Consider the following 25,101-nt stretch of genomic DNA (forward strand, 5'->3'; position numbering starts at 1 on the left):
GCAACAATACACAAACTTGGGGGTGTATAGGGGTGCTGTGAAGCGTGCGGAATCCTGCCCCCGTTAGGGTGTGAGATGCGTCCATTAATTTTCTAAAATACCTCTCAACCAGCTAATTACGCAAGTTTTACTAACAGCGAATAGGCATGCCACAAAAATTCGCAAATGCTTACAGTGACACTAGGCACACTTTCTGACTTAGCATGATCTGTACGACAGACGTTTTGATCACTCCAAACATTTTCAGGAGGCCCATCCCATGATCGACCATACGGTCAGGACCTACCGTTCAGCTGAGGATTTCCCCTATGAGGAGCACCTCGCCTATAAGATCGCGAAGGTCGCGGCCGATCCCGTTGAGGTTCCTGCAGACACCGAAGACATGATTATCAACCGGATCATTGATAATGCTTCGGTCTCTGCGGCGTCAGTACTACGTCGCCCAGTTACTGTTGCTCGCCGTCAGGCCGAGGCACACCCGGTAAGCAAAGGAGGCGCCGCCGTTTTTGGTATCCCCGGCAGCTTCTCCGCCGAGTGGGCCGCTCTGGCCAACGGCACCGCAGTTCGGGAACTTGATTTCCACGACACCTTCCTCGCCGCGGAGTATTCTCACCCCGGCGATAACATTCCACCGATCTTAGCTGCGGCCCAGCATCGTGGCTCCAGCGGTCGAGACCTCATCCGCGGTATCGCCACTGGTTATGAGATTCAGGTAGATCTGGTTCGTGGTATTTGTCTTCACGCCCATAAAATTGACCATGTCGCCCACCTTGGCCCGTCGGTAGCTGCCGGCCTCGGAACTTTGCTGAAACTTGATGTCGACACCATCTATCAAGCTATTGGTCAAGCTCTCCACACCACCACCGCTACTCGCCAATCCCGTAAAGGCCTCATTTCTTCCTGGAAGGCTTTCGCTCCGGCATTCGCTGGAAAGATGGGCATTGAAGCAGTAGATCGCGCGATGCGAGGTGAAGGTGCACCGGCTCCTATCTGGGAAGGTGAGGACGGCGTTATTGCGTGGCTTTTGGCTGGCCCGGACCACGAGTACACCGTGCCGCTGCCTGCTGAAGGTGAGGAAAAGCGCGCGATTCTAGCAACATTCACCAAGGAGCACTCGGCCGAATACCAGTCCCAGGCTCCCATCGATTTGGCTCGCCGGATGAGGGAACGAATCAGTGATTTCTCTCAAATTGAGTCCATTGTTCTCCACACCAGCCACCACACCCATTATGTGATTGGTACCGGATCTAATGATCCGCAGAAATTTGATCCGGATGCGTCTCGGGAAACTCTGGATCACTCCATCATGTATATCTTTGCGGTGGCGCTGGAAGATGGAGAGTGGCATCATGAGCGTTCTTATGCGCCAGAGCGGGCACACCGTCCCGAAACCATTGAGCTGTGGAAGAAGATTTCCACGGTGGAGGACCCGGAGTGGACTCGCCGCTACCATTCTGATGATCCCAATGAGAAAGCGTTTGGCGCACGTGCTGTCATCACGATGAAAGATGGCACGGTGATTGAAGACGAGCTGGCTGTGGCTGATGCTCACCCCTTGGGTGCTCGTCCTTTTGCTCGGGAACAGTATATTCAGAAGTTCCGCACTTTGGCTGAGGGAATTGTCTCTGAATCGGAGCAGAACCGCTTCTTGGATGCTGTTCAGTCACTACCAGACTTGGATGATTTGCGCCAGCTCAATATTGAGCTGGATGACGATGTTCTTGCAAAAGCCCCTGAAACCCCGGAAGGACTGCTTTAAGCAATGTCGGGTCTATATTCTAGTACCGTTAGCCCAACTGATCGTCGTAAGAGACTGCGTGAAGGATTAAATTCCGGTTCTATTCAGCGACTACCGGGTGCCTTTTCTCCCTTGGTGGCGCGAGCCATTCAAGAGGCAGGTTTTGAGGGCGTCTACGTATCGGGCGCCGTGGTTGCCGCCGATCTGGCTCTGCCGGATATCGGTCTTACCACGCTGACCGAGGTGGCACACCGGGCACGACAAATTGCTCGCCCCACAGATTTGCCGGTGATGGTTGATGCAGATACCGGTTTTGGTGAGCCGATGTCCGCAGCCCGTACGGTCAGCGAATTCGAAGATGCAGGTATTGCCGGTTGCCATTTTGAAGATCAAGTTAACCCTAAGCGTTGCGGACATCTAGATGGCAAGGAAGTTGTTCCTACGGAGTTAATGGTCCGACGCCTCACTGCTGCGGTTAATGAGCGCCGAGATGAGAACTTCGTGATTTGTGCCCGGACTGATGCAGCTGGAGTTGAGGGAATTGATTCTGCTATCGAACGCGCGAAGGCTTATGCCGATGCCGGAGCAGATTTGATCTTCACCGAAGCTTTGCATAAGCCGGAGGAGTTCGAAAAATTCCGCGCAGCCGTTGATGTTCCGTTGCTTGCCAACATGACTGAGTTTGGTAAGACCGAATTATTAAGTGCTCAAACTCTGCAAGACATTGGTTATAACGCAGTGATCTACCCGGTGACCACATTGCGCATTGCCATGGGGCAGGTTGAAGAAGCTCTCAAGGAGATTGACGAGACCGGTACTCAAACTGGGTGGATCGACCGGATGCAGCACCGTTCCCGTTTGTATGAATTGCTGCGTTATGAAGAATACAACGCTTTTGACCAGCAAGTTTTCACTTATTCGGTGGATACTTACGACCCTAATAACTAATTCTGAAAGGACTCTATAATGTCTAATGAAGCCCCAGAAATCCGTCGTGGTTTAGCCGGTGTTGTTGCTGATTACACCGCAATTTCCAAGGTCAATCCGGAAACTAACTCTCTGCTCTACCAGGGCTACCCCGTTCAGGAGCTAGCTCGCTACTGCACTTTTGAAGAGGTTGCTTACCTCTTGTGGAATGGTGAACTGCCTAGTACTGAAGAACTTCGCCGGTTCTCGATTCGGGAAAAGGCTTTGCGTCACATTGATCGCGGCCTCATTGACTTGGTGATGTCCATGCCGCTGAGCTGCCATCCCATGGACGTACTCCGTTCCGCTGTCTCCTATATCGGTGCTCAGGATCCAGAGTCTTATACCAAGGATTCCGACCATATCCGTCGGACCTCATTGGAGCTGATGGCAAAACTGCCTACTGTGGTTGCTTTGGATATTCGTCGCCGTCGCGGTGAGGGATATCTTGAACCCGACACCAAGATGGGATTCGCAGAGAACTTCCTCTACATGGTCTTTGGCAAAGAAGAAGGTTCTCCGGCTAATAATCGTGCAGACATTGAGGCCTTTGATAAGTCTCTGATTCTCTACGCAGAGCACTCCTTCAATGCCTCCACGTTCACCGCTCGAGTCATCACCTCCACGATGTCGGATACCTACTCCGCAGTAACCGGTGCTATCGGCGCTCTCAAAGGCCCGCTCCACGGTGGTGCTAATGAAGCTGTGATGCACAATATGCTGGAGATCGGAGATCCGGCGAAGGCTGAAGAGTGGGTGAAGAATAAGCTCGCTAACAAAGAGCTGGTCATGGGGTTCGGTCACCGCGTTTATAAGAAGGGTGACTCCCGTGTTCCCACCATGGAGGCTGCTTTCCGTGAGGTAGCTGAGCGCCACGGTGGCGAAAAGTGGGTGGAGATGTACGACATCATGGCAAAGACCATGTATGACAACACATCCATTCACATCATGCCGAATCTGGATTTCCCCTCCGGCCCCGCTTATCATCTGCTTGGTTTCGAAGTGGAATTCTTCACTCCCATCTTCGTGATGGCCCGGATTACCGGATGGACCGCTCACATCATCGAGCAAAATGAAAACAACTCTCTGATTCGCCCGCTTTCTGCCTACAACGGCCCGGATCAGCGCTCTGTACCTGCGAAGTCCATCGACTAAGCAAACGAGGTCTAGGCGCACCCGGTGTGCCTCTTTCCCTCAAGATAGCCGCCGGGTGGGCTTTGAAGGTCCCACCCGGCGGTTTTTTCGCTAAAAATACTAAAGTCAATAAGGAGAAAGTAGAATACCCGCTTTTGCCCTTATAAATAGATAGCTCTTTAAAGCTTATTCATTCCCCTGAACCCCGCGCATCCAGTGGGTGCGCAATGCGGAAAGGACCACTTCTGTGGAAAAGCCAGTCCTCCCATCCTTCAAAAAGGTGCTTGTCGCCAATCGCGGCGAGATCGCCGTACGGGCATTCCGGGCCGCTGTGGAAACCGGAGCGCAAACTGTGGCGGTATATCCCAAAGAAGACCGCAGTTCCTTTCACCGTTCCTTCGCGTCAGAGGCGGTAAGAATTGGTGAAGAAGGTTCGCCCGTCAAGGCCTATTTAGATATTGATGAAATCATCCGTGCGGCAAAGAAAACTGGGGCGAATGCTATCTACCCCGGCTATGGATTCTTATCAGAAAATTCCCGGTTAGCACGCGAATGTGAAGAAAACGGAATTGTTTTTGTTGGACCTCGAGCGGAAACACTGGAATTGACCGGTGACAAAGCCCGAGCCGTGGAAGCCGCTAAGGAAGCAGGTCTACCGACACTTGGTGACTCTGCCCCCTCAACAGATGTTGATGAGCTCGTCGAGATAGCGAAAGATTTCACTTTCCCTATCTTCGTGAAAGCAGTTGCCGGTGGTGGTGGCCGCGGTATGCGGTTTATCGAGAAGCCGGAAGATGTAGCTGCCTTGGCAGCAGAGGCTTCCCGAGAGGCCGAAGCAGCCTTTGGTGATGGGCACGTTTATATTGAACGAGCTGTCATCAACCCACAACATATCGAGGTGCAAATCCTCGGAGATGACTATGGCAATGTCATCCACCTATATGAGCGGGATTGTTCTTTGCAGCGCCGCCATCAAAAGGTGGTTGAAATTGCTCCGGCACAGCATCTAGATCCAGAGCTTCGAGATCGAATTTGTGCCGATGCCGTCGCTTTTTGTCAGTCCATCAATTACCGGGGCGCCGGGACGGTTGAGTTTCTCGTGGATGAGGACGGCAACCATGTGTTCATTGAGATGAACCCGCGTATCCAGGTAGAGCACACCGTTACTGAAGAAGTCACCTCGGTAGATTTGGTGAAATCTCAACTTCGGATTGCTGCCGGTGCAAGTCTCGAAGACCTGGGCTTGTCTCAAGAGAAAATTGAGCTGCATGGGGCTGCCCTGCAATGCCGCATCACGACGGAAGATCCAGCCAATGGTTTCCGGCCTGACACAGGCACCATCACGGCTTATCGCTCACCGGGCGGTGCCGGTGTTCGACTTGATGGTGCCGCCAGCTTAGGTGGTGAAATCTCCCCGAACTTTGACTCCATGCTGGTGAAGATGACGTGCCGTGGCTCTGATTTCGCTACCGCAGTTATTCGTGCTCAGCGTGCTTTAGCGGAGTTCACTATTTCTGGTGTGGCTACCAATATTGGTTTCCTTCGGGCGCTCTTGCGCGAAGAAGATTTCAAGACCAAGCGGATTTCCACGAACTTTATTGCTGACCATCCGTGGCTATTATCCTCCCCGGGGGCTGATGATGAGCCGGGCCGGCTCTTAGATTATTTGGCTGATGTTACGGTGAATAAACCACACGGGGAGCGGCCTACTGATCTGCGGCCAAAAACGAAACTGCCGCCGTTGGTGGAGGATGAGCCTTTACCGCGAGGGTCGCGTGATGATCTCCTTGAGCTTGGGCCCAAGAAGTTTGCTGAGAAATTGCGGCAGCAAAGTGCTTTGGGCATCACTGATACGACTTTCCGGGATGCGCATCAATCCTTGCTGGCGACGCGGATTCGCACCTCAGCGTTGGTGGCAGCTGCTAAGCACGTCGGACGTTTAACTCCGCAGCTTTTCTCCGTAGAAGCCTGGGGAGGGGCAACCTATGACGTAGCTATGCGTTTCCTGTTCGAGGATCCGTGGGAACGTCTCGATGAATTGCGCACCGCGATGCCCAACGTCAATATTCAGATGTTGTTGCGTGGTCGAAATACTGTGGGATACACCCCGTATCCAGAGAGCGTGACGAAAGCTTTTGTCCAGGAGGCAGCAGATTCCGGGATTGATATTTTCCGGATTTTCGATGCACTCAATGATGTGGAGCAAATGCGGCCAGCTATTGATGCGGTGTTAGAAACAAATACCACGGTGGCTGAGGTGGCAATGGCCTATTCGGGTAACCTCATGGACCCCAATGAAGACCTCTATACCTTGGATTATTATCTGCGTCTGGCGGAAAAGATCGTTAATGCTGGTGCCCATATTCTGGCCATTAAAGATATGGCTGGGCTGATGCGACCGGCAGCAGCCTCAACCTTGGTTTCTGCGTTGCGTCAGGAATTTGATCTCCCCATTCATGTGCATACCCATGACACCGCCGGCGGACAGCTTGCCACCTATTTGGCAGCAGCTAACGCCGGAGCAGATGCGGTCGATGGCGCGAGCGCCCCACTCGCTGGGACGACTTCTCAGCCTTCGTTGTCTGCAATTGTCGCGGCATTTGCTAATACTGAGCGTGATACAGGTTTGTCCCTGAAAGCAGTCGGTGATTTGGAACCCTATTGGGAAGCTGTTCGCCAGCTCTATGCTCCTTTTGAGTCAGGAGTTCCCGGGCCTACGGGACGGGTGTATCAGCATGAGATTCCAGGTGGTCAGCTTTCTAACCTGCGGACCCAAGCTAATGCTCTGGGGCTGGGGGATCGCTTCGAGTTGATCGAGGATAATTATGCTGCGGTCAACAAGATGCTGGGTCGCCCCACCAAGGTGACACCGTCGTCCAAGGTGGTAGGAGACCTAGCTCTGCATCTGGTGGGGGCTGGAGTTGATCCAGATGACTTCGCTATGGATCCCCAAAAGTACGACATTCCAGATTCAGTGATCTCTTTCCTGCGCGGAGAATTGGGCACTCCTCCCGGTGGTTGGCCGCTGCTGCGCGATAAAGCCTTGGCTGGTCGCGCGGAGCAAAGCACCACGTTGGTAGAAGTTCCCGAAGAAGAAGCCAAGAACCTGCAGGATGAAGATCACAAGGTGCGCCGCAAGGCACTGGATCGACTGTTGTTCCCCAAGCAAGCGGCAGAGTTCGATGAGCATCGTCGGATTTTCGGGGATACCTCTGCTTTGGATGATCGTGTTTTCTTCTACGGCCTTAAAGAAGGTGAGGAAAACGTCATCCGATTTGCCCACAGTGACAATCCACCCATGGTCGTTCGCCTCGATGCGGTGGGTGAACCTGACGACAAAGGTGTTCGACGTGTGGTCTTGAACGTCAACGGCCAGATCCGCCCCCTCACGGTTCGGGACCGGTCAGTTGAGTCTGTGACTGCGGATGTTGAAAAAGCGGACCCAGCTAATCCCGGACATGTTGCCGCACCATTTGCTGGTGTGGTGAAGGTGACCATTGATCAAGGAGCTGAGGTGAAAGCAGGCGATCCGGTTGCGGTCATTGAAGCAATGAAGATGGAAGCCACAATCACCACTCCGGTCGACGGAACCATTGAAAGGGTGGTGCTCAATCAACCCACCAAGGTTGAAGGTGGAGACCTTATTGTGGTGGTGAAGTCCTAAAGAACAGCTGAACCACACCACAAGAAGAGCCCGGAGAGTGGAAAATCTTCTCCGGGCTCTTCCTCACCCCTGTGGGGTTCGATCTGAGGCTGATGTCTAGGAGTTAAACTTCGCTAACATAGCTTGAGAACCGCTCGCTAAGATTTGCACATCGGCGCCGATAGCGATGAAGTCCACGCCTTGTTCGGCATAGCTGCGGGCTTGTTCAAGATTAAAACAGTTGACCCCCACTACGACCCTGGCTTCTTTAGCTGCCGCAATGGTTCGGCGAACGTTGTCCAGAACCTCCGGGTGGGTTTGCTGGCCAAGATATCCCATGGACGCAGCCAGATCTGACGGCCCGATGAACAGTGCGTCAACACCTTCTGTTCCAGCAATCTCAGCGGCCTGGGAGACGGCCTCTGCGGATTCTATTTGGACAATTAAACTGATGCTCTCGGCGGCGTGAGCTAAGTAGTTATCCACTAAGTTCCAGCGAGAAGAACGGGCCAAAGCACTACCTACGCCGCGTACTCCTCGCGGCGGATAATGCATGGCGGCTACTGCGCGTCGGGCATCTTCTGCTGTGTGAACCATAGGAACCATGATGTTTTGCGCACCAAGATCCAGGAATTGTTTAATGAGCACAGTGTCGTTGACCGGGACTCTCACCACCGGCACCACCGGATAGGCGGCCACTGCCTGTAAGAGGCTAAGAGTTTTTTCCACGGTGATAGGGGAGTGCTCACCATCAATGAGAACCCAATCGCACCCGGATCCGCCGATAATCTCGGCAGCAGTAGGAGACCCGGAGCAAATCCATAGGCCTGTTTTAGGGCGGTCGGAGGCGTCGAATAGGTGAGGAAAAGGGGGAGCTAAATGAAGCGACATGACACCGTCCCCAATGGACCGTAGTCGGCAAGAACGGTGTCTCCCTGGTGTACCCACATGGGTCGGGTGAAAGATCCAGCTAGGATAAAGTCCCCGGCATTGAGACTATCGCCGTGGTCAGCAAGTTTATTGGCAAGCCACGCTACACCAGTTGCCGGATGGTTTAACACCGCTGCGGCCACCCCTGAGTCTTGGATGCTTTCGTTGCGGTAGAGCAGCGCGGAAACCCAGCGAAGGTCCACAGCATCTACGCTCACTGGCCGCCCACCCCAGACCATTGCTCCCATAGCTGCGTTGTCGCTAATGGTGTCGACGATGGTGCGATCCTTCATTTCAATGCGGGAGGACAAAATCTCCAACGCCGGGGTGACGTACTCGGTTGCCCGGAGCACATCAAAAAGGGTGATGTTGGGGCCGGATAGGGGTTCTTTGAGAAGAAACCCTAGTTCTACTTCCACACGGACATTAGAGAATTGCGCGTGCTCAATTTCTGATCCATTTTCATAGACCATGTCGGCGAAAATCGTGCCATAATCTGGTTCGGTAATTCCCGTGGCTTCCTGCATGGGTCGAGAAGTCAGCCCGATTTTCCGGCCGATGAGTCGACGCCCAGCTGCCTCGCCGCGCCGACGCCATTCATTTTGCACACGGTAGGAGTCCTCGACCGTCATGTCTGGGAAGCGAGCTGTCAGCAGGGGGATCATCCTCCGCTCACGTTCGGCCTCGGCGAGATCATCGGCGATCTGGGTGATAAGACTGTCGTCAAGCACAGAAACCTCCTACATTTGGTGGCCGAGCTTGTACTCGCCTTGTTTCCAGGTGGGCATGGATGCTTCGCCCTCTTCGCGTCGGGTATAGGAAAAACCATCTGCGCCGATAGTTTCTTCCATCTCTGAAGCGTCCGTGCGTTGGGTGAGCGGTACTAGATTGCCATCGAGGTCAAGGACCCGGGAAGCGTCGGTGTACCACGAGGGCACCACCGGGGTTCCCCACCAATCTCGACGCTGGTTGTCATGGACATCCCAGTGAACGGCGGGGTTATCCGGGTCACCGGTGTAATAATCTTGGGTATAGATTTCTATCCGGTGGCCATCTGGATCCCGAAGATATAGGTAGAAAGCATTGGACACTCCGTGCCGGCCAGGGCCACGTTCAATGTGATCCGACAGCCGCAACGCACCGAGCTTGTCGCAGATAGCGAGGATATTGTGCTTTTCATGGGTGGCAAAGGCAATGTGATGCATACGCGGCCCGTCTCCACCGGTCATAGCCGTATCGTGAACGGTGGGTTTGCGTCGCATCCACGCCGCGTAGATGGTTCCTTCATCATCTTGAATATCTTCGGTGATCCGGAATCCTAATTCCTCCATGTATGTGCACGCTGAAGGCACATCCGGAGTTACCTGGTTGAAGTGGTCGAGGCGTACGAGGGCTCCAGGGGTGTAGAGGTCATAGCGCCATGCCAGGCGCTCCACATGTTCTACTTCATAGAAGAATTCATAGGGGAAACCGAGGGGATCTTCTACGCGCACCGAGTCACCGATTCCCTTGACAAAGCCGTCTTTGCGCCGTTCCGTACGGCAACCGCGAGCCTGGTAGAAAGCCTCAGCACGGTCGACGTCTTCGGGGGTTCGTACTCGATAACTAAAAACTGCGACGGCAGCTTCCGGACCCTGACGCAGCACAATATTGTGGTGGATAAATTCTTCTAGGCTGCGAAGATAAATCTCTGTTTCGGTTTCCTCAGTGACCACTAAACCTAGGACATCCACGTAGAATTCACGGGAACGTTGCAGGTCAGTGACCACAATTTCCATATATGCACAACGTAGAATATCCGGAGCGATGGCGGCGGAGGTGTCAGTCATGGCGATGTCTCCTTCAAGGCAGTCAGGTGCGGGCTAGCTTTGGGCTTTGCCAAACACCGGGTTATGGACTTTTCCGAGGTTGATGTGGACGGCTTGTTGGTCGGTATAGAAATCAATGGAGCGATATCCACCTTCGTGACCCAGCCCGGAGGCTTTCACACCGCCGAAGGGGGTCCGCAGGTCACGAACATTATTGGAGTTCAACCACACCATTCCTGCTTCGATGGCTTGAGCAAAATTGTGGGCTCGCTTCAAATCAGCGGTCCATAGGTAGGCGGCTAACCCGTACTTGGTGTTATTAGCTAGTTCGAGGGCTTCTTCTTCGGTGTCAAAAGGTGTAATGGCAACGACGGGGCCGAAGATTTCTTCTTGGAAAATTCGTGCGTCAGGGGAGACGTCGGCAAAAACAGTAGGCTCGACGAAATTACCTGTGTCAAAACCTTCGGGACGTCCACCTCCAGCTACTAACCGAGCTTCTTTCTTTCCGATCTCAATATAGGAGGTCACTTTGTCATAGTGCTCCGGATGGACGAGCGCCCCTACTTCAGTAGCTGGGTCACTGGGCAGACCCACGCGGACGCGTCGAGCTTGAGCGGCGTAGCGGTCAACGAATTCCTCATAGATAGAGCGTTGAACCAGAATCCGTGACCCGGCGGTGCAGCGTTCTCCATTCAGGGAAAACACGCCGAAAATGGTTGCGTTGATGGCTTCTTCCAGGTCAGCGTCATCAAAGATGATGGCTGGGGATTTTCCGCCGAGCTCCATGGACAAACCTTTGAGGTGGGGTGCCGCATTGGCGAAAATAATCTGTCCAGTCCGGGACTCTCCAGTGAAGGAGATCAGCGGCACATCTGGGTGCTTGACAAGGGGATCGCCAGCGAATCCTTCTTCGCCGAAGCCATTAACAAGGTTGAACACGCCTTTGGGGAGGCCTGCCTCCTCAAAAATTCCGGCCCATAATTGGGCTGAGAGGGGAGTAAATTCTGCTGGTTTGAGGACCACGCAGTTGCCGGTGGCAATGGCTGGGGCGAGTTTCCAGGACTCCAGCATGAACGGGGTGTTCCACGGAGTAATCAACCCCGCTACCCCGATAGGCTTGCGGTTGACGTAGTTAACTTGGCGTCCCGGAACTTTGAAAACATCATCTGATTGAGCCACGATGAGGTCCGCGAAGAATCGGAAGTTTTCCGCGGCGCGTCGAGCTTGGCCTTTGGCTTGTGTAATAGGTAAACCAGAGTCGTAGGACTCCCAGGCCGCAAGAACATCTTCGCGGGATTCCACAATGTCAGCAATCCGGTGCAACACCCTGGAACGCTCACGAGGTAACATCCGCGGCCAAGGCCCCTCCTGAAATGCCTTTTTTGCGGCCTCTACCGCGGCATTGATATCAGCCTCTTTGCCCGATGCCGCCGTAATATAGGGCTGGTTAGTAACCGGATCTAAGACCTCAAAAGTGTCCCCATCAATGGAGTCAACAAAGGCACCGCCAATATAGTGTTGAATCTTCTCCGGCAGATCGTGGGGTTGAGCCTGGGCGTGGTCACTGTTGGTGGTCATGGATTCTCCTTAAACAAACTAAAAGCAGTGAAAACGGTTGCGGGTTTATTGATTCCTCGCTTGGAGATACTTCTCCAAGGTGTGAAGCCGATGCTGCCTCGCTAATTTTTCGATATATTCCGGATCCGCCCCGGCACTAATCATGGCCAGCAGCTTTTCGTGTTCTGCCACGGAGGTTTCGGCACGGTCCGGAACAAACGCGAATGTTGATTCTCTCAGGTAGTTCAATCTCTCCCACTGCACTTCGATCAGTTCCACTAAATCCTGATTAGGGCACCGCTTAAAGAGGGTCTGATGAAATTTGCGATTGAGAGTGGTGAATTCCCGTGGATCAAAGGCTCCGAGACTCATCTGCATTTTTTCATTAAGCTCGCGGGCCTTCGCCAATTCCGGCTCTTGCATATATGGCGCAGCAAGGGCGGTAGCAGCGCCCTCTAAAATAGCGGTGAGCTGCATACAATCGACATACATATGGTCGTTAACCATAGCTACTCGTGGTCCGACGTTCGGTACGTAATCCACCAGCCCTTCCGCCTCTAGGCGGCGAATTGCTTCCCTCACCGGGACTACGCTTGAGCCTAAGGTGTCTGCCAGGGTCGACAGCACGAGGCGATGTCCTGGGGCATATTCATTGCGGGTGATTCGTTCTTTGAGCAAATGATAGGCCCGTTCAGACTTATTCATCCCACTGAAACGCGGATCTTCGGGCGAGATCATGAGTTGTTCTCCAGCCAGCGCTGGTATTCCTCCTTCCATTTTCCGGTCGGAGGAAAGAGACCGTCGATGGAATGTCCTTCAGCTACGCGTGCTGCCACCCATTCATCTTCGCGCTCCTTAGCCAAGGCTCCCTCTACTACCTCGGCTACGAGATCGCGCGGAATGACAATGACCCCGTCATCATCGCCAACAATGATATCCCCGGGGAGGATAGTGGCATTTCCGCAGGAAATAGCGATATTAGAATCCCAAGGCACGTGTTTGCGGCCCAATACCGCTGGGTGGGGATTGCCGCAGAATACGGGAAGGCCAATATCTTGTACCGCTGCGTAGTCTCGAACCCCGCCGTCAGTGACTACGCCGGCTGCTCCTCGTTGTTGAGCTCGCAGTGCTAGAACATCGCCGAGCGTGGCAGATCCCGGTTCACCGCGTCCCTCGATAACAAGGACCTCACCGGGCTGCACAGCATCGAAGGCGCGTTTTTGGGCATTAAAGCCCCCGCCGTGACTACGGAATAAATCTTCCCGATTCGGAAGAAACCTCAGCGTGGCTGCCACTCCGACTAGTTTCGTCCCTGGAGTTTGGGGATACACACCCTCAATAACCACGTTATTCAAGCCGCGTGCGCGCAACTGAGCCGATAACCCGGCCGTAGGAGCAGCGAGGAGTTTTTCTTTGAGCTCTTGCGATAAAGCGTGTGGGTTCGACGCCAACCCAGCAGCTTCCCGTGAACCCCAGGCTTCCTCACGTTGCTTATCATCTATCTGAGGCAGCATCCCGAGTGCAGGATCAAAATCTCCGGCTTCTTCAGTGATGACAGTTTTTAGTTTTCCAGTGGAAACACCCGTGCTCACCACATCGACTTCGATCTCCACCACATCACCAGGCTGGACAACGGTAGAACCAGCTGGAGTGCCGCATAGGATAACGTCTCCGGGTTCCAAGGTCATGTGCTGAGACAAGTCCGCAACAAATTGGGGAAGCGGAAAGATGAGATCATCCTCCGTAGTTCCACCTTCTTGTGCGAGCTCTCCATTAACCCAGGTACGGATCCTCAGATCGGTGGGGTCAATATCCTCCGCCGGTAGCGCAGAGGGGCCTAGGGGAGTGTAGCCATCACGGGATTTGGAGCGGATATTGGAGCCTTTATCTTGTGCCCGGTAGTCATAGATCCCCAGGTCATTAGAGGCGGTAACCCAACCAACATGATGCCATGCTTCAGCCATATTCACTCGATGAGCTGAGGTCCCGATAATAAGGGCGATTTCTCCTTCAAAGGCCATAAGCTCTGTGCCTTCAGGGCGGGGAACACTAGCTCCTGAATATGAAATAGAGCTGGGGGCCTTGAGGAAGTAGGAGGGCTGTTGGGGGCGGCGTCCGCGTTGCGCTGCCCGCGATTCAAAGGCGGTATGCACCGCAATAATTTTCCTCGGCTGAGGAAGCTCGGAAAGGGGGGTCATAAAACTCCTTCCGCTGGAGGTCTTGACGTTTGACACAAATCGTATATGATCTGTGTCAAGACCGCAAGTGTCGAAGATCACTTCTAGCAGATCAAAGGCTGTAGGCCACATTATGGTGTGGCCTCTCGTGCACGGTAGCGGAAGAGAGATCTTCTCTGCTTGAGCAATTCACCAGAAAGGACTCAATGTGAGTGTTCCCACCGGGAAATCCATCGCCCCGCCGTCACGGGAAAGCAATATAAGAGAGGATCTGCGAGTTTCTGCGGCCACCACGGTCGGTACGGCGATTGAGTGGTACGACTACTTCCTCTACGCTGCGGCAGCGGGTCTAGTTTTCAAAGAACTTCACTTTGCTCCACTTGGTCAAGCTGCAGCAACGTTAGTGGCTTTTCTTTCTGTTGGATTAAGCTTTATTTTCCGTCCTCTAGGGGCAGTTTTAGCCGGACATTTCGGTGACAAATGGGGACGACGAAAAATATTAATGATTACCCTCATAATGATGGGTTCCGCCACTACTCTTATTGGTTTACTTCCCACCTATAATTCCATTGGAATAGCAGCCCCCATTCTCTTAATCTTTCTCCGCATAGTTCAAGGATTCTCAGCCGGAGGAGAATGGGGTGGGGCGGTACTCATGGCGGTGGAACACGCTCCAGATCATCGACGCGGGGTCATGGGGGCAGCTCCCCAGGTGGGGGTCCCAGCGGGACTTTTGATGTCTTCCGGGGTATTAGCAATCATGAGTTATATCGCTCCGGGAGAGGCCTTCATGCAATGGGGATGGCGAGTTCCGTTTCTCCTCAGCTTTGTCCTGATCATCGTCGGAATTTTCATCCGTCATGGAGTGGATGAATCCCCAGTTTTTGAAGAAATCGCAGCCCGTAAGAGCAACGTCAACATGCCAGTAGTAAAACTCTTCAAACGTCACGGAGTGCTGGTCATTTTGCTAGCCCTCGTCTTTGCCGGTAATGGGGCGGCAGGCTACATGACCACGGGTGGTTTTATCCAAAATTACGCTACCGATCCAACCGGACCAATAGGTTTGCAAAGATCCGACGTTTTGAATGCTGTCACCTTATCTGCCGCGAGTTGGCTAGTCTTTACTCTGCTCGCTGGAATAGTTTCTGATTATATTGGAAGACGAGCCACCTATATTATCGGTTTCATCATTCAAATTCTCGGTATTTTAGCACTTTTCCCCTTAGTAAATACTGCTTCAATTGGATATTTAACTCTCGGATTAGTGCTCTTAAGTATTGGCCTTGGACTCACCTATGGACAGCAATCTGCACTTTATGCTGAGCTATTCCCCGCCTCAGTCCGTTTTTCCGGAGTTTCGGTGACCTATGCAATCGGCGCCATCTTAGGTGGAGCTTTTGCGCCGACCATCGCCACGGCATTATTGCAAAACACCGGCACCACGTCCTCGATCACTGTGTACCTCGTAGCGATGTCCGCCTTAGGACTTTTGGCAATCCTCTTACTCCGCGATCGTAAAGGTATTCCGCTGGGGCCAGAGCACGAAAAACTACAACGGCTCAGCCCGGTGCGGGGCATCGGTACGACGGACTACGCCAAAGTAAAGATGGACTAAAAAATATACGATTTTGCCCCGCTATTTAGGAAATCTCAATCATAAACGCCTGAAAGGATATTCCATGCATATGCACTTCCATCACCACGGTTATGTTTCTGAGGATCCGCGGACCCAACCGCTAGCCGTCGGTATGCCCCGTGACCCTGAGCTGCCCGACACAATGGATGTGTTGATTGTGGGGGCAGGTCCGGCTGGGATGATTACTGCTGCCCAGTTGTCCATGTTCCCGGAGGTCCACACCCGTATTATTGACCGTCGGCCACACCGATTGGAGATTGGACAGGCGGATGGTATTCAAGCGAGAAGCGTGGAAACTTTCCAGGCTTTCGGGTTTGCGAATGAGATCATCGATGAGGCCTTTTGGCTCACCGAAATGTGCTTTTGGAATCCCGATCCACAGAATCCCGAGAATATTGTCCGTACTTCCCGTGCTATTGATGATGAAATCGGGATCAGTGAGTTTCCGCATTTGATTGTCAACCAGGCTCGGGTTCTTGATTATTTTCAACGGTATATGGCTCAGTCACCAACGCGGATGACACCGAATTTCGGCTGGGAGTTTCTTGATTTAGAAGTTACCGAGGAACCTGACTATCCGGTTATTGTGCAGTTGAAGAATGTCGAAACTGGGGAAGAGCGTCAGGTACGGGCGGGGTATGTATTGGGGGCAGACGGGGCGCGCTCAGGTGTCCGACGTGCAATCGGGTGTTCTCTGCACGGAGATCAAGCCAATCAAGCCTGGGGGGTCATGGACGTCCTCGCGAACACTGATTTCCCGGACATTCGTACCAAGTGCGCTATTCATTCCACGAAGGGATCAATTCTTCACATCCCCCGCGAAGGCGGCCACCTCTTCCGAATGTATGTGGATCTAGGTGTGGTGGGCCCGGATGATCAACGCAAAATTCGGAGCACACCGATTGACAAGATTATCGCCAAAGCCAATGAGATCATTCATCCCTATCACATTGACGTAAAGAATGTTGCCTGGTCTTCGGTGTACGAAGTGGGGCACCGGGTTACGAACCGCTTTGACAACCTTCATGACGACACCGCCCAAGACCATACTCCGCGCGTATTTATCGCCGGTGATGCGTGCCATACTCACAGTGCGAAGGCCGGTCAAGGGATGAATGTATCGATGCAAGATGGTTTTAATTTGGGGTGGAAGCTGGGACACGTTATTAGCGGCAAAGCCCCTGCAGAACTTCTCCACACCTACTCGGCTGAGCGTCAAGAGATTGCCCAAAACCTCATTGACTTTGATAAAGAATGGTCGTCGTTGATGGCTTCTAAGCCAGGGGAACATGAGGATCCTGGATTTGTTGCTGAGTGGTACACCCGAACTGCTGAATTTCCAGCAGGCTTTATGACCCAATACCGTCCGTCGATGATCACGGCGAATGAGGACTATCAAAGCCTTGCCAGTGGCTTCCCGATTGGAAAACGCTTCAAGTCCGAAAAGGTGGCGCGCAAGTGTGACACAAACTTCATCCACCTCGGGCATCACGCTACCGCTGACGGTCGTTGGCGAATCTATGTTTTCGCTGACCAACTCCACCCGGCCTCGCCGGAATCTAAGGTTCAGGCCTGGTCAGCGTGGATGAAAGAGAACGAGAATTCTCCGCTGAAGCTTTATACCCCGTCCGAAGGGGACGAGGATGCAACCTTCGACCTCAAAGTTATTTATCAGCAAAAGCACCCGGAGTTCGAGCTTTTCGATGCTCCTGACATCTTCTTCCCTAAGGTTGGACCGTTCGGACTTCAGCACTGGGAAAAGGTTTTCGGCACTACCCCTGATGAGGACATCTTTGATAGTCGCGGGATTTCCCGTGATGGTGCAGTTGTCATTGTTCGCCCTGACCAGTACGTCGCCGCTGTTTTCCCCTTAGATCAACCAGAACTCGTCGCTGAGTTCTTCCAGGGCGTTTTACTCCCGGATGAGTAGTTTCGTCACTGTTGACTCCCGGTTCGAACCTTATCGACCCGGGAGCTAATGCTGTCTACCACGTCGCGGCTAAAGCCATGCCCCACCCGTGTGACTCTTCCTAGCCGCAGCGAGGGAAGACTTCTAGTACAGGCAGCGAAGCAGTGATGTGAGTAGGTTGTGACTCGGGGACAGAAAAACGACTGGAGATAGCTCAGTGAAGCTATGTCCAGTCGTTGTTGTTCTGACTAGTCTTCGATTTCTAGCAACACGGCACCTTTAGTGACGGTGCCGCCGGCCTCGACAGACAAAGACTTAATAGTTCCTGACTTGTGGGCTTTCACCGGGTTTTCCATCTTCATGGCTTCCAAAACCACAACGGTATCCCCCTCGGAAACTGTGTCTCCTTCAGCAACATTCACCTTAATCACGGTGCCTTGCATGGGGGCGGTGACTGCATCGCCAGAAACTGCGGATTTCGCCGCAGAAGCTCGACGTCGCCGTGGCTTCTTCTTCACCCCAGCGCCGGATCCAAATCCGGCCGGCAAAGCAACCTCAACTCGGCGTCCATCAATTTCGACAACCACGCGTTCACTGAGTACTAGAGCATCATCGTCATCCAGGGCATCGTCACTGTGGTAAGGCTGGATGGGGTTATCCCATGCTTCTTCAATCCACTTGGTGTAGACCTGGAAATCATTATCCTCAGCGACAAAAGCTGGATGCTCCACAATATGGCGGTGGAAGGGAATAACCGTGGGGATTCCCTCAACAACAAATTCATCCAGGGCTCGACGCGCTCGTTGCAAAGCCTCTTCGCGGGTTTCTCCCACCACAATCAGTTTGGCAAGCATAGAGTCAAACTGGCCACCGATTACGGAACCTTGCTCCACCCCAGAATCGACGCGTACACCAGGTCCAGCCGGGGTACGGAACGTTGTGACAGTTCCCGGAGCTGGCATAAAACTGGAACCGGCGTCTTCACCGTTGATCCGGAACTCAATAGCATGGCCGCGGGGTGCGGGATCCTCAGTCAGCCGAAGTGTTTTCCCTTCAGCGATGCGGAATTGTTCTCGCACCAGATCAAGCCCGGTGGTGGCCTCAGTCACGGGGTGCTCTACCTGCAACCGCGTGTTCACCTCAAGGAAAGAAATGAGTCCGTCTGAACCCACCAGATATTCCACGGTGCCGGCGCCATAGTATCCGGCTTCGCGACAGATCGCCTTGGCCGATTCATGTAGCCGAGTGCGTTGTTCCTCGCTCAAAAATGGTGCGGGAGCTTCTTCAACGAGTTTTTGGAATCGACGCTGGAGGGAACAGTCACGGGTTCCGGCTACGACCACATTTCCGTGTTGATCAGCTAAGACCTGGCATTCCACGTGGCGAGCCTTGTCAAGATAACGTTCGACGAAGCATTCACCACGACCAAAAGCAGCCTTGGCTTCGCGAGTGGCGGATTCAAATAGATCCTCCACCTCTTCCATGGTGTAGGCCACCTTCATGCCGCGACCGCCGCCACCAAAAGCGGCTTTGATGGCGATAGGAAGTCCGTGTTCTTCCGCGAAAGCTCGCACCTCAGCAGCGTCTTTGACGGGTTCCTTCGTTCCCGGAGCCATGGGGGCATCCGCCTGCATGGCAATGTGACGGGCGGTGACTTTATCCCCTAATTCACGGATGGACTGGGGGGAAGGGCCAATCCAGGTAATCCCAGCGTCAATGACTGCTTGAGCAAAATCTGCATTTTCGGAAAGGAATCCGTAGCCTGGATGGATGGCATCTGCCCCGGATTTCTTCGCTGCATCGATGACCTTGTCAATCACTAAATAGGATTCAGCAGAGGTATGCCCACCTAAGGCAAAAGCCTCATCCGCCATGGTGACAAAGGGCGCTTGGGCATCGGGTTCGGCATAAACTGCAACGCTACTTATTCCAGCGTCTTTAGCAGCCCGAATGACCCGGACCGCAATTTCGCCTCGATTAGCAATGAGTACCTTATGAATTTCCCGGGATTCTGCTGGCACAGGCGCGTCCTCCTTGATGAACCGTTTATTACTCTGCACGATCATAGTGGCAATTGTTTAATGGGCAAAATTACACTAGCTATGCGAATATCAAGAATAGTGCTGTTTAGCGTAATTCTTGCGGAACTTCGCCGGGTTCTTTGCCTCGGGCAATAGGCATTCGAACCATATTTCCCCATTCCGCCCAGGATCCGTCGTAATTACGAACATTCTCAAAGCCCAACAAATATTTCAGAACAAACCAGGTATGTGCGGAACGATCCCCTAAATGGCAATAGACAATCGTCGGGTTTTCTGGATTAAGGTCGCGATAAATCTCTTCCAAAACTGCACGGGAGCGGAACCGGCCGGTGGCGTCGACAGTTTTCCCCCAAGGGTAATTCACCGCGCTGGGGATATGTCCTTGACGCTGGGCACTAAGAGCATGGTCGGAGGTATTATGTTCGGATTCTCCTTGGTACTCCTCAGGATTCCGGACATCAACGAGTGGCACTGAGCCAATAGCTTCGTGGACCTCGGAGACAAAGGCGCGGAGTTGTTCATCATTGCGTTCCACCACGGGGTAATCACTGCGTGGATAATGCGGAACGGCAAATGAGGTATCGCGTTCCTCAGCCATCCAGGCGTCTCGTCCTCCATCAAGAAGACGCACATCCTGGTGGCCAAAAAGTTCCAGAATCCATACCGTGAAAGCTGCCCACCAGTTGGAGTGATCTCCGTACACCACCACGGTGTCATCCCGAGAAATTCCTTTCTCGCTCATGACCCGGGCGAAGGTTTCTGGGTCTACGATGTCGCGGAATAATGCGTTATTTAATTCCCGACGCCAATCTAGGCGAACGGCACCGGGTATGTGTCCGATGTCGTAGAGCAAAGAATCCTGATCAGACTCCACGACTTTTAGCCCTGGGCCACCCAGGCGTGCGGAAAGCCAGGAGGCGGAGACGAGCCGTTCGGGGTGCGCGAATTCACGGAATTGCGGGGCCGGATCAAAGGGGACTGTCATAGTCTGAAGGCCTTTCCTCAGGATTCTTAAGCTGCCACTCTCAGACTAGTGGTTTAGTACAAAATGGTCATGCCCTCAAGCGGGTGTGGTATTGATTACTCCCTTGAAAAACCAGCCCACAGCGTCGGTAACCTATCTTAGAATCGCAGGTAGCGTCCCCAAAATTGGCGGTCGTTGGCTCTCCTTAAACCACCTAGGAAAGGCTAGATTCGTGCACCAGAGCATTGTCGTCTTCGAAGTTGAGGGCGGATCCGATAAATACTTTGATGGCCACCGCAAAGACACCATGCCTATTGTTCGCGCTATTCGCGACGCGGGTTGGAAATCTGAGGTGGTGTACTACCGTCCAGAATGGGCCGAAGATCTCTTTACCTATGTGTCGGAGAACTTCGATGCCTATATTTCCAGGGTCAACCCGGGAAATATCCCCGGTGGTGAAAAGGGATATTTTGATCTGTTGACCAGGCTTTCTGAGGCCGGCCTCGTGGGAATGTCCACCCCGGAAGAAATGATGGCTTACGGTGCCAAGGACGCCCTCGTCAAGTTGAACCAAACAGATCTCGTTCCCACCGACACCGCAGCGTATTATGACGTAGAGTCCTTCCACCAGACTTTCCCCACCTCTCTGTCCTATGGGGAGCGAGTCCTTAAGCAGAACCGTGGATCTACTGGATCAGGAATTTGGCGAGTCCAGTTGGAAGACAAGGACCTTGCAGCTTCTGTTCAACCTGGGACCGCACTGCCGCTAGACACCAAACTCAAGTGCACTGAAGCAGTGGATAACCACACCGAAATCCGCGAGCTCGGTGAGTTCATGGACTTCTGTGATCAGTACATTATTGGTGACAACGGCATGTTGGTGGATATGCGTTTCATGCCGCGGATCGTGGAGGGAGAAATCCGTATTCTGCTGGTTGGTCCGCACCCTGTGTTCGTTGTTCATAAGAAGCCAGCCGCCGGCGGGGATAACTTCTCAGCTACTTTGTTCTCTGGTGCGCAGTACACCTATGACAAGCCGGAATCCTGGCAAGATTTGGTGGATATGTTTGCTGAAGCTAGGCCAGTGATTGCAGAAAAGCTCGGTGGCGATAATATCCCGCTGATCTGGACGGCTGATTTCATGCTCGACACTGCTGAAGATGGTTCTGATACCTATGTCCTCGGCGAAATCAACTGCTCTTGTGTTGGTTTCACCTCTGAGCTTGATATGGGCATCCAGGAATTGGTGGCTAAGGAAGCTATCGGGCGAGTATTAGCCAAGTAAAGCAGCAACAGAATCTGGGTCGGCGTCGGACAACATCTGCCGACACCGATCATATTCCGCGTCTTCACCAATAGCTCGAGCAGCAAGAGCAAGGGCAGCAATAGCGCGTAGTACGCCTTGATTGGGTCGGTGCGAAAATGGCACCGGCCCCCAGCCTTTCCATCCATTCCCGCGTAACCGATCTAAGCCACGGTGATAGCCGGTCCTAGCAAAAGCGTAGGCCTGTAGCTTTTCTTCATCGCTGTGTGCGCTGAGCAACGCATCTTCAGCACGAACCGCCCACACCAGGGGGCTTTCCGGATGGTGTAGGGCGGTGCTGACTTCACGCGGGTCTAGTTCCTGGGCGGGATCTTCCGGCAACTTAATCGGGGGAGGGGCTAGCATGTCTTTGAATTCCATGGAAACCACTGTAGGCGATATCCGACACAGGTAGCCCTAACCGGGACCTGGAGACTGTCTGCATGATAGGAATAATGGGAATTATCAGCCGATGTACTAAGTAGAGGTTTTATATAGGTGGAGGCGCAGGTTCAGGAGAAATACCGCTATGACCTCGACGGACTCCGGGGTATTGCAATAGCCTTCGTGGTAATCTTCCACGTTTTTGTGGGGCGTGTCTCCGGCGGTGTAGATGTCTTCCTTCTCCTATCGGGTTATTTTTTCCTCGGATCACAACTACGCTACGCGGCGCGCCGGGACGCTACCCTCAATCCTTGGTGGCCCGTGTGGCGAATGATACGACGCCTATTCCCGGTGCTCGTCACCGTCGTCATGGTATGCGCCGTACTTGTGGTGTTCTTCTTCTCAGACTTACGTCGGGTGGATTTAGCCCGCCAACTCATCGCGAGCGTGCTTTATTATCAAAACTGGGAACTCGCTATCCAAGAGACCGGCTACCAAGCGGCATCCTGGGGTATCAGCCCCCTTCAACACCTCTGGTCAATGTCTGTCCAAGGGCAGTTCTATCTCCTAGGCATTCTTTTTGCGCTCGGCTGCGGTTGGAGTCTTCGGCTGCAACGCCGCAGGTTACAAAAGAAGCGTGGCAAAGAAGGCGGCCCGGAACGGGCTACATCCTCTATCCGGGCAGTCGCCATCCCGGTGTTAAGCATCGTCACAATCGTGTCTTTCGGCTACGCTGCGTGGCTTCACCCCCACGATCAACAGCTCAATTACTACTCCACCTGGTCAAGGATGTGGGAGCTGAGCCTCGGGGCATTATTGGCGCTGATTGGCCCGAAAATTTCCATCAATCACGTAGTCCGCTCAATCTTTACCATCATCGGCCTCGCCATGGTCATTACCACCGGCTTCTTATTCGATGGCGCGGCCGTCTTCCCCGGTCCAGCTACTCTTTACCCCCTGGGCGGGGCAGTTCTCGTCATCTTGGGTTCTGGTCCTGCATCGATATTCCTCGCTAGCCGAAGTATGCGGTGGCTTGGTGATATTGCCTATACGCTGTATCTATGGCATTGGCCTTTGCTGATCCTCTCGCTGGCACTCTTCCGGGTCGATCTCGCACCCTTGTGGTTAGGGATCAGCGTTATTGCTGTCTCGGTACTATTGGCGGACCTTAGCCATCGTTTCATTGAAAAGCCGCTGCGCCAAAAAGCACCTCGGCCGCGGCGCGGTGAGGGCAGAGTTCGCCAAGCATGGTGGGAGACCCGCACCTTATTACCGGCTCGACGTAGAGCTGCCGGAGGTGTTCTGGTGGGATTAATGATGTCGGCGTGCATAATCGCCCCGCCGCTGTGGATTAACCAGATTAGAAATATCAACGCTAATTATTTGGATCCGCAGGAATACCCTGGCGCACGAGTGTTACGCGGTGCCGAAGCCCCTGATATTCCCCCGGAACCGGATCCCTATCTCTTGCCGGATTCGCTGTCTATGTTCTGGAATGAAAACTGTATGTCTGGCCTTGCTCAGGATCCTACCGAACTTCCGGCTGACGATGATGGGGGTATTCCCAGCGGCCATTGTGTATTTGGTGATCCAGAAGCAAGCCTTACGGTGTATCTGACCGGAGGCTCCCACGCAGATCAATGGGGAGCAGCATTAGACATATTGGGCAAGCAAAATAATTTCCGAGTTATTCCCTTTGTCCGACAATCTTGCCCCTCTTTTGTTCATGACAACGAAGGCGCTTTTTCCGAAGAATGTGCGGAATTTAATAAGACCGTCCGTGACCGCATTATCCAGGACCAACCGGATGTAGTCATCTCAAATTCCACCCGGCCCATGTATGAATTGGGAGAAAAGCGCGACAGCGTTCCCGAGGGCTATGTAGAGTTCTGGGATTTCCTGAAAAGTCAGGACATTCCCTTTGTGGGACTGAGAGATAATCCGTGGTTCTTCTGGCCAGATGGGAAAGATAAATTCCCTTCGATTTGCGCAGTGGAAGAAAAAGACACCTCGGTGTGCGGGATGGCGAGTGCAGATTTCTATGACAAGACTGATCCTGCCCGGTCGAAGCTCCTTGCTCGGGACATGGTGCCGGTGGATACCCGCCCTTGGTTCTGTCCGGATGGTTGGTGCGGTCCAGAGATCGGCAATATTTGGGTTTACCGGGATTCAAACCACATTTCTGATGATTATTCCCGCTCCATGGCACCGTTATTGTGGGAGAAACTTAAACCAGTTATTGATCAGGCCCGGAAAGTTCAGCATAAACGCCACCACGGTTAGGCGTCGGCCGGTTTTCGGTTCCAAAAATGGTGGACGCTCAAACCCATGCTGTAGAGAGCGTGGCGCACGGTAGGCAAAGACAGGCCAATGACGCTGGAGGGGTCACCGGAAATGCCATCAATGAACCACCCGCCTAGGGCTTCAAGAGTAAATGCCCCGGCACATTCGAGTGGCTCTCCGGTTTGCGCGTAGGCGATGATGTCTTCCTCTTTAGCGTCAGCGAAATGGACGTCCGTGCGCGCTACCTCTTCATAGCGCTGATTATTTGGCCCGAGGACACAGTGTCCAGTGAGAAGTTCTCCTGTTTTTCCCGCTTGCGCACGCCACCGAGCAACGGTTGTTGCCGGATCATGAGGCTTACCTAGCAGTTGCCCATCGAGCAAAAGCATGGAGTCACACCCCACCACCACATCCGCGGGGAAATTCTGAGCCACGCTGGTAGCTTTTGCTCTGGCGAGTGTGGCCACCACATCCTCAGGTGCTGCGTGAGCGCCGAGTTCAGATTGGATGCGTTCCTCATCGACATTAGCGGGGGACACAACTGGTTCCACTCCGGCGGATTCTAAAATTGCGCGCCGAGAGGGGGAGGACGAGGCCAAGATAAGTCGTGTCATCACTGAAAAAGGT

Annotated in this window: 18 protein-coding genes; 8 read left to right on the forward strand and 10 right to left on the reverse strand. The window is 53.3% G+C overall.

Features of this window, described 5'->3' with window-relative positions; translation table 11 throughout:
• Window positions 1–259: 259 nt before the first annotated feature.
• The 4 genes from prpD (at window position 260) to GP475_RS02985 (ending at window position 7,502) form a co-directional block, all read left to right on the forward strand.
• Entirely contained in the window at window positions 260–1,759 is a 1,500-nt protein-coding gene (gene prpD, locus GP475_RS02970) for a 2-methylcitrate dehydratase PrpD (protein ID WP_187975174.1), read from the forward strand.
• Window positions 1,760–1,762: 3 nt separating this feature from the next.
• Entirely contained in the window at window positions 1,763–2,686 is a 924-nt protein-coding gene (gene prpB / locus GP475_RS02975) for a methylisocitrate lyase (protein ID WP_187975175.1), read from the forward strand.
• Between the two features lie 18 nt (window positions 2,687–2,704).
• Entirely contained in the window at window positions 2,705–3,859 is a 1,155-nt protein-coding gene (locus tag GP475_RS02980) for a bifunctional 2-methylcitrate synthase/citrate synthase (RefSeq protein WP_187975176.1), read from the forward strand.
• A 199-nt stretch (window positions 3,860–4,058) separates the two neighbouring features.
• Window positions 4,059–7,502: a pyruvate carboxylase gene (locus tag GP475_RS02985; protein ID WP_262485224.1), complete on the forward strand. Its 3,444-nt coding sequence runs from the start codon at window positions 4,059–4,061 to the stop codon at window positions 7,500–7,502.
• A gap of 96 nt (window positions 7,503–7,598) precedes the next feature.
• On the opposite strand, the gene GP475_RS02990 is transcribed toward GP475_RS02985, so the two are convergent.
• From GP475_RS02990 to GP475_RS03015, 6 genes are read right to left on the reverse strand one after another with little or no spacing between them, the layout of a single operon-like run.
• Window positions 7,599–8,372, reverse strand: coding sequence for an HpcH/HpaI aldolase family protein (locus GP475_RS02990; RefSeq protein WP_187975178.1), 774 nt, complete (start codon window positions 8,370–8,372; stop codon window positions 7,599–7,601).
• The gene (hpaH, locus tag GP475_RS02995) at window positions 8,357–9,142 is read right to left on the reverse strand and encodes a 2-oxo-hept-4-ene-1,7-dioate hydratase (RefSeq protein WP_187975179.1); all 786 of its coding nucleotides are present in this window, start codon (window positions 9,140–9,142) and stop codon (window positions 8,357–8,359) included. Before hpaH ends, GP475_RS02990 begins: the two co-directional genes overlap by 16 nt.
• Window positions 9,143–9,151: 9 nt before the next feature.
• Window positions 9,152–10,240 carry a 3,4-dihydroxyphenylacetate 2,3-dioxygenase gene (gene hpaD, locus GP475_RS03000; protein WP_187975180.1) on the reverse strand — a complete coding sequence of 363 codons (1,089 nt, stop codon included), beginning with the start codon at window positions 10,238–10,240 and terminating at the stop codon, window positions 9,152–9,154.
• 33 nt (window positions 10,241–10,273) lie between these two features.
• Complete coding sequence (hpaE, locus tag GP475_RS03005; protein ID WP_187975181.1) at window positions 10,274–11,797, reverse strand: 5-carboxymethyl-2-hydroxymuconate semialdehyde dehydrogenase; 1,524 nt, start codon at window positions 11,795–11,797, stop codon at window positions 10,274–10,276.
• 45 nt (window positions 11,798–11,842) lie between these two features.
• Window positions 11,843–12,514: a GntR family transcriptional regulator gene (locus GP475_RS03010; RefSeq protein WP_187975182.1), complete on the reverse strand. Its 672-nt coding sequence runs from the start codon at window positions 12,512–12,514 to the stop codon at window positions 11,843–11,845.
• On the reverse strand, window positions 12,511–13,974 hold the full coding sequence (locus GP475_RS03015) for a fumarylacetoacetate hydrolase family protein (protein ID WP_187975183.1): 1,464 nt from the start codon (window positions 13,972–13,974) through the stop codon (window positions 12,511–12,513). The genes GP475_RS03010 and GP475_RS03015 overlap by 4 nt, the downstream gene beginning before the upstream one ends.
• 211 nt (window positions 13,975–14,185) lie before the next feature.
• Between GP475_RS03015 and GP475_RS03020 the strand changes: the two genes are divergently transcribed.
• Both GP475_RS03020 and GP475_RS03025 read left to right on the forward strand, forming a co-directional pair.
• On the forward strand, window positions 14,186–15,568 hold the full coding sequence (locus GP475_RS03020; protein WP_223144686.1) for an MFS transporter: 1,383 nt from the start codon (window positions 14,186–14,188) through the stop codon (window positions 15,566–15,568).
• A gap of 70 nt (window positions 15,569–15,638) precedes the next feature.
• The gene (locus tag GP475_RS03025) at window positions 15,639–17,519 is read left to right on the forward strand and encodes an FAD-binding monooxygenase (protein WP_187975760.1); all 1,881 of its coding nucleotides are present in this window, start codon (window positions 15,639–15,641) and stop codon (window positions 17,517–17,519) included.
• 227 nt (window positions 17,520–17,746) lie between these two features.
• On the opposite strand, the gene GP475_RS03030 is transcribed toward GP475_RS03025, so the two are convergent.
• Together GP475_RS03030 and GP475_RS03035 are read right to left on the reverse strand one after the other, a co-directional pair.
• A complete protein-coding gene (locus tag GP475_RS03030) occupies window positions 17,747–19,519 on the reverse strand; it encodes an acetyl/propionyl/methylcrotonyl-CoA carboxylase subunit alpha (RefSeq protein WP_187975185.1) in 1,773 nt (590 codons plus the stop codon).
• Between the two features lie 106 nt (window positions 19,520–19,625).
• Complete coding sequence (locus GP475_RS03035; protein WP_187975186.1) at window positions 19,626–20,525, reverse strand: sulfurtransferase; 900 nt, start codon at window positions 20,523–20,525, stop codon at window positions 19,626–19,628.
• A 211-nt stretch (window positions 20,526–20,736) separates the two neighbouring features.
• On the opposite strand from GP475_RS03035, the gene GP475_RS03040 reads away from it, so the two are divergent.
• Window positions 20,737–21,789 (forward strand): Cj0069 family protein, encoded by a 1,053-nt coding sequence (locus GP475_RS03040; protein WP_187975187.1) that lies wholly within the window; start codon window positions 20,737–20,739, stop codon window positions 21,787–21,789.
• Here the strand turns inward: GP475_RS03040 and GP475_RS03045 are convergent.
• Window positions 21,778–22,188, reverse strand: coding sequence for a DUF3151 domain-containing protein (locus GP475_RS03045; protein ID WP_187975188.1), 411 nt, complete (start codon window positions 22,186–22,188; stop codon window positions 21,778–21,780). The genes GP475_RS03040 and GP475_RS03045 overlap by 12 nt on opposite strands.
• A gap of 117 nt (window positions 22,189–22,305) precedes the next feature.
• Here GP475_RS03045 and GP475_RS03050 point away from each other — a divergent pair, with 117 nt between their 5' ends.
• A complete protein-coding gene (locus GP475_RS03050; protein WP_187975189.1) occupies window positions 22,306–24,474 on the forward strand; it encodes an acyltransferase family protein in 2,169 nt (722 codons plus the stop codon).
• On the opposite strand, the gene GP475_RS03055 is transcribed toward GP475_RS03050, so the two are convergent.
• Window positions 24,471–25,088, reverse strand: a complete 618-nt coding sequence (locus tag GP475_RS03055) for a Maf family protein (RefSeq protein ID WP_187975190.1) — start codon at window positions 25,086–25,088, stop codon at window positions 24,471–24,473. The genes GP475_RS03050 and GP475_RS03055 overlap by 4 nt on opposite strands.
• Window positions 25,089–25,101 lie beyond the last annotated feature (13 nt).

Source organism: Corynebacterium poyangense (assembly GCF_014522205.1).
Taxonomy (GTDB): Bacteria; Actinomycetota; Actinomycetes; order Mycobacteriales; family Mycobacteriaceae; genus Corynebacterium; species Corynebacterium poyangense.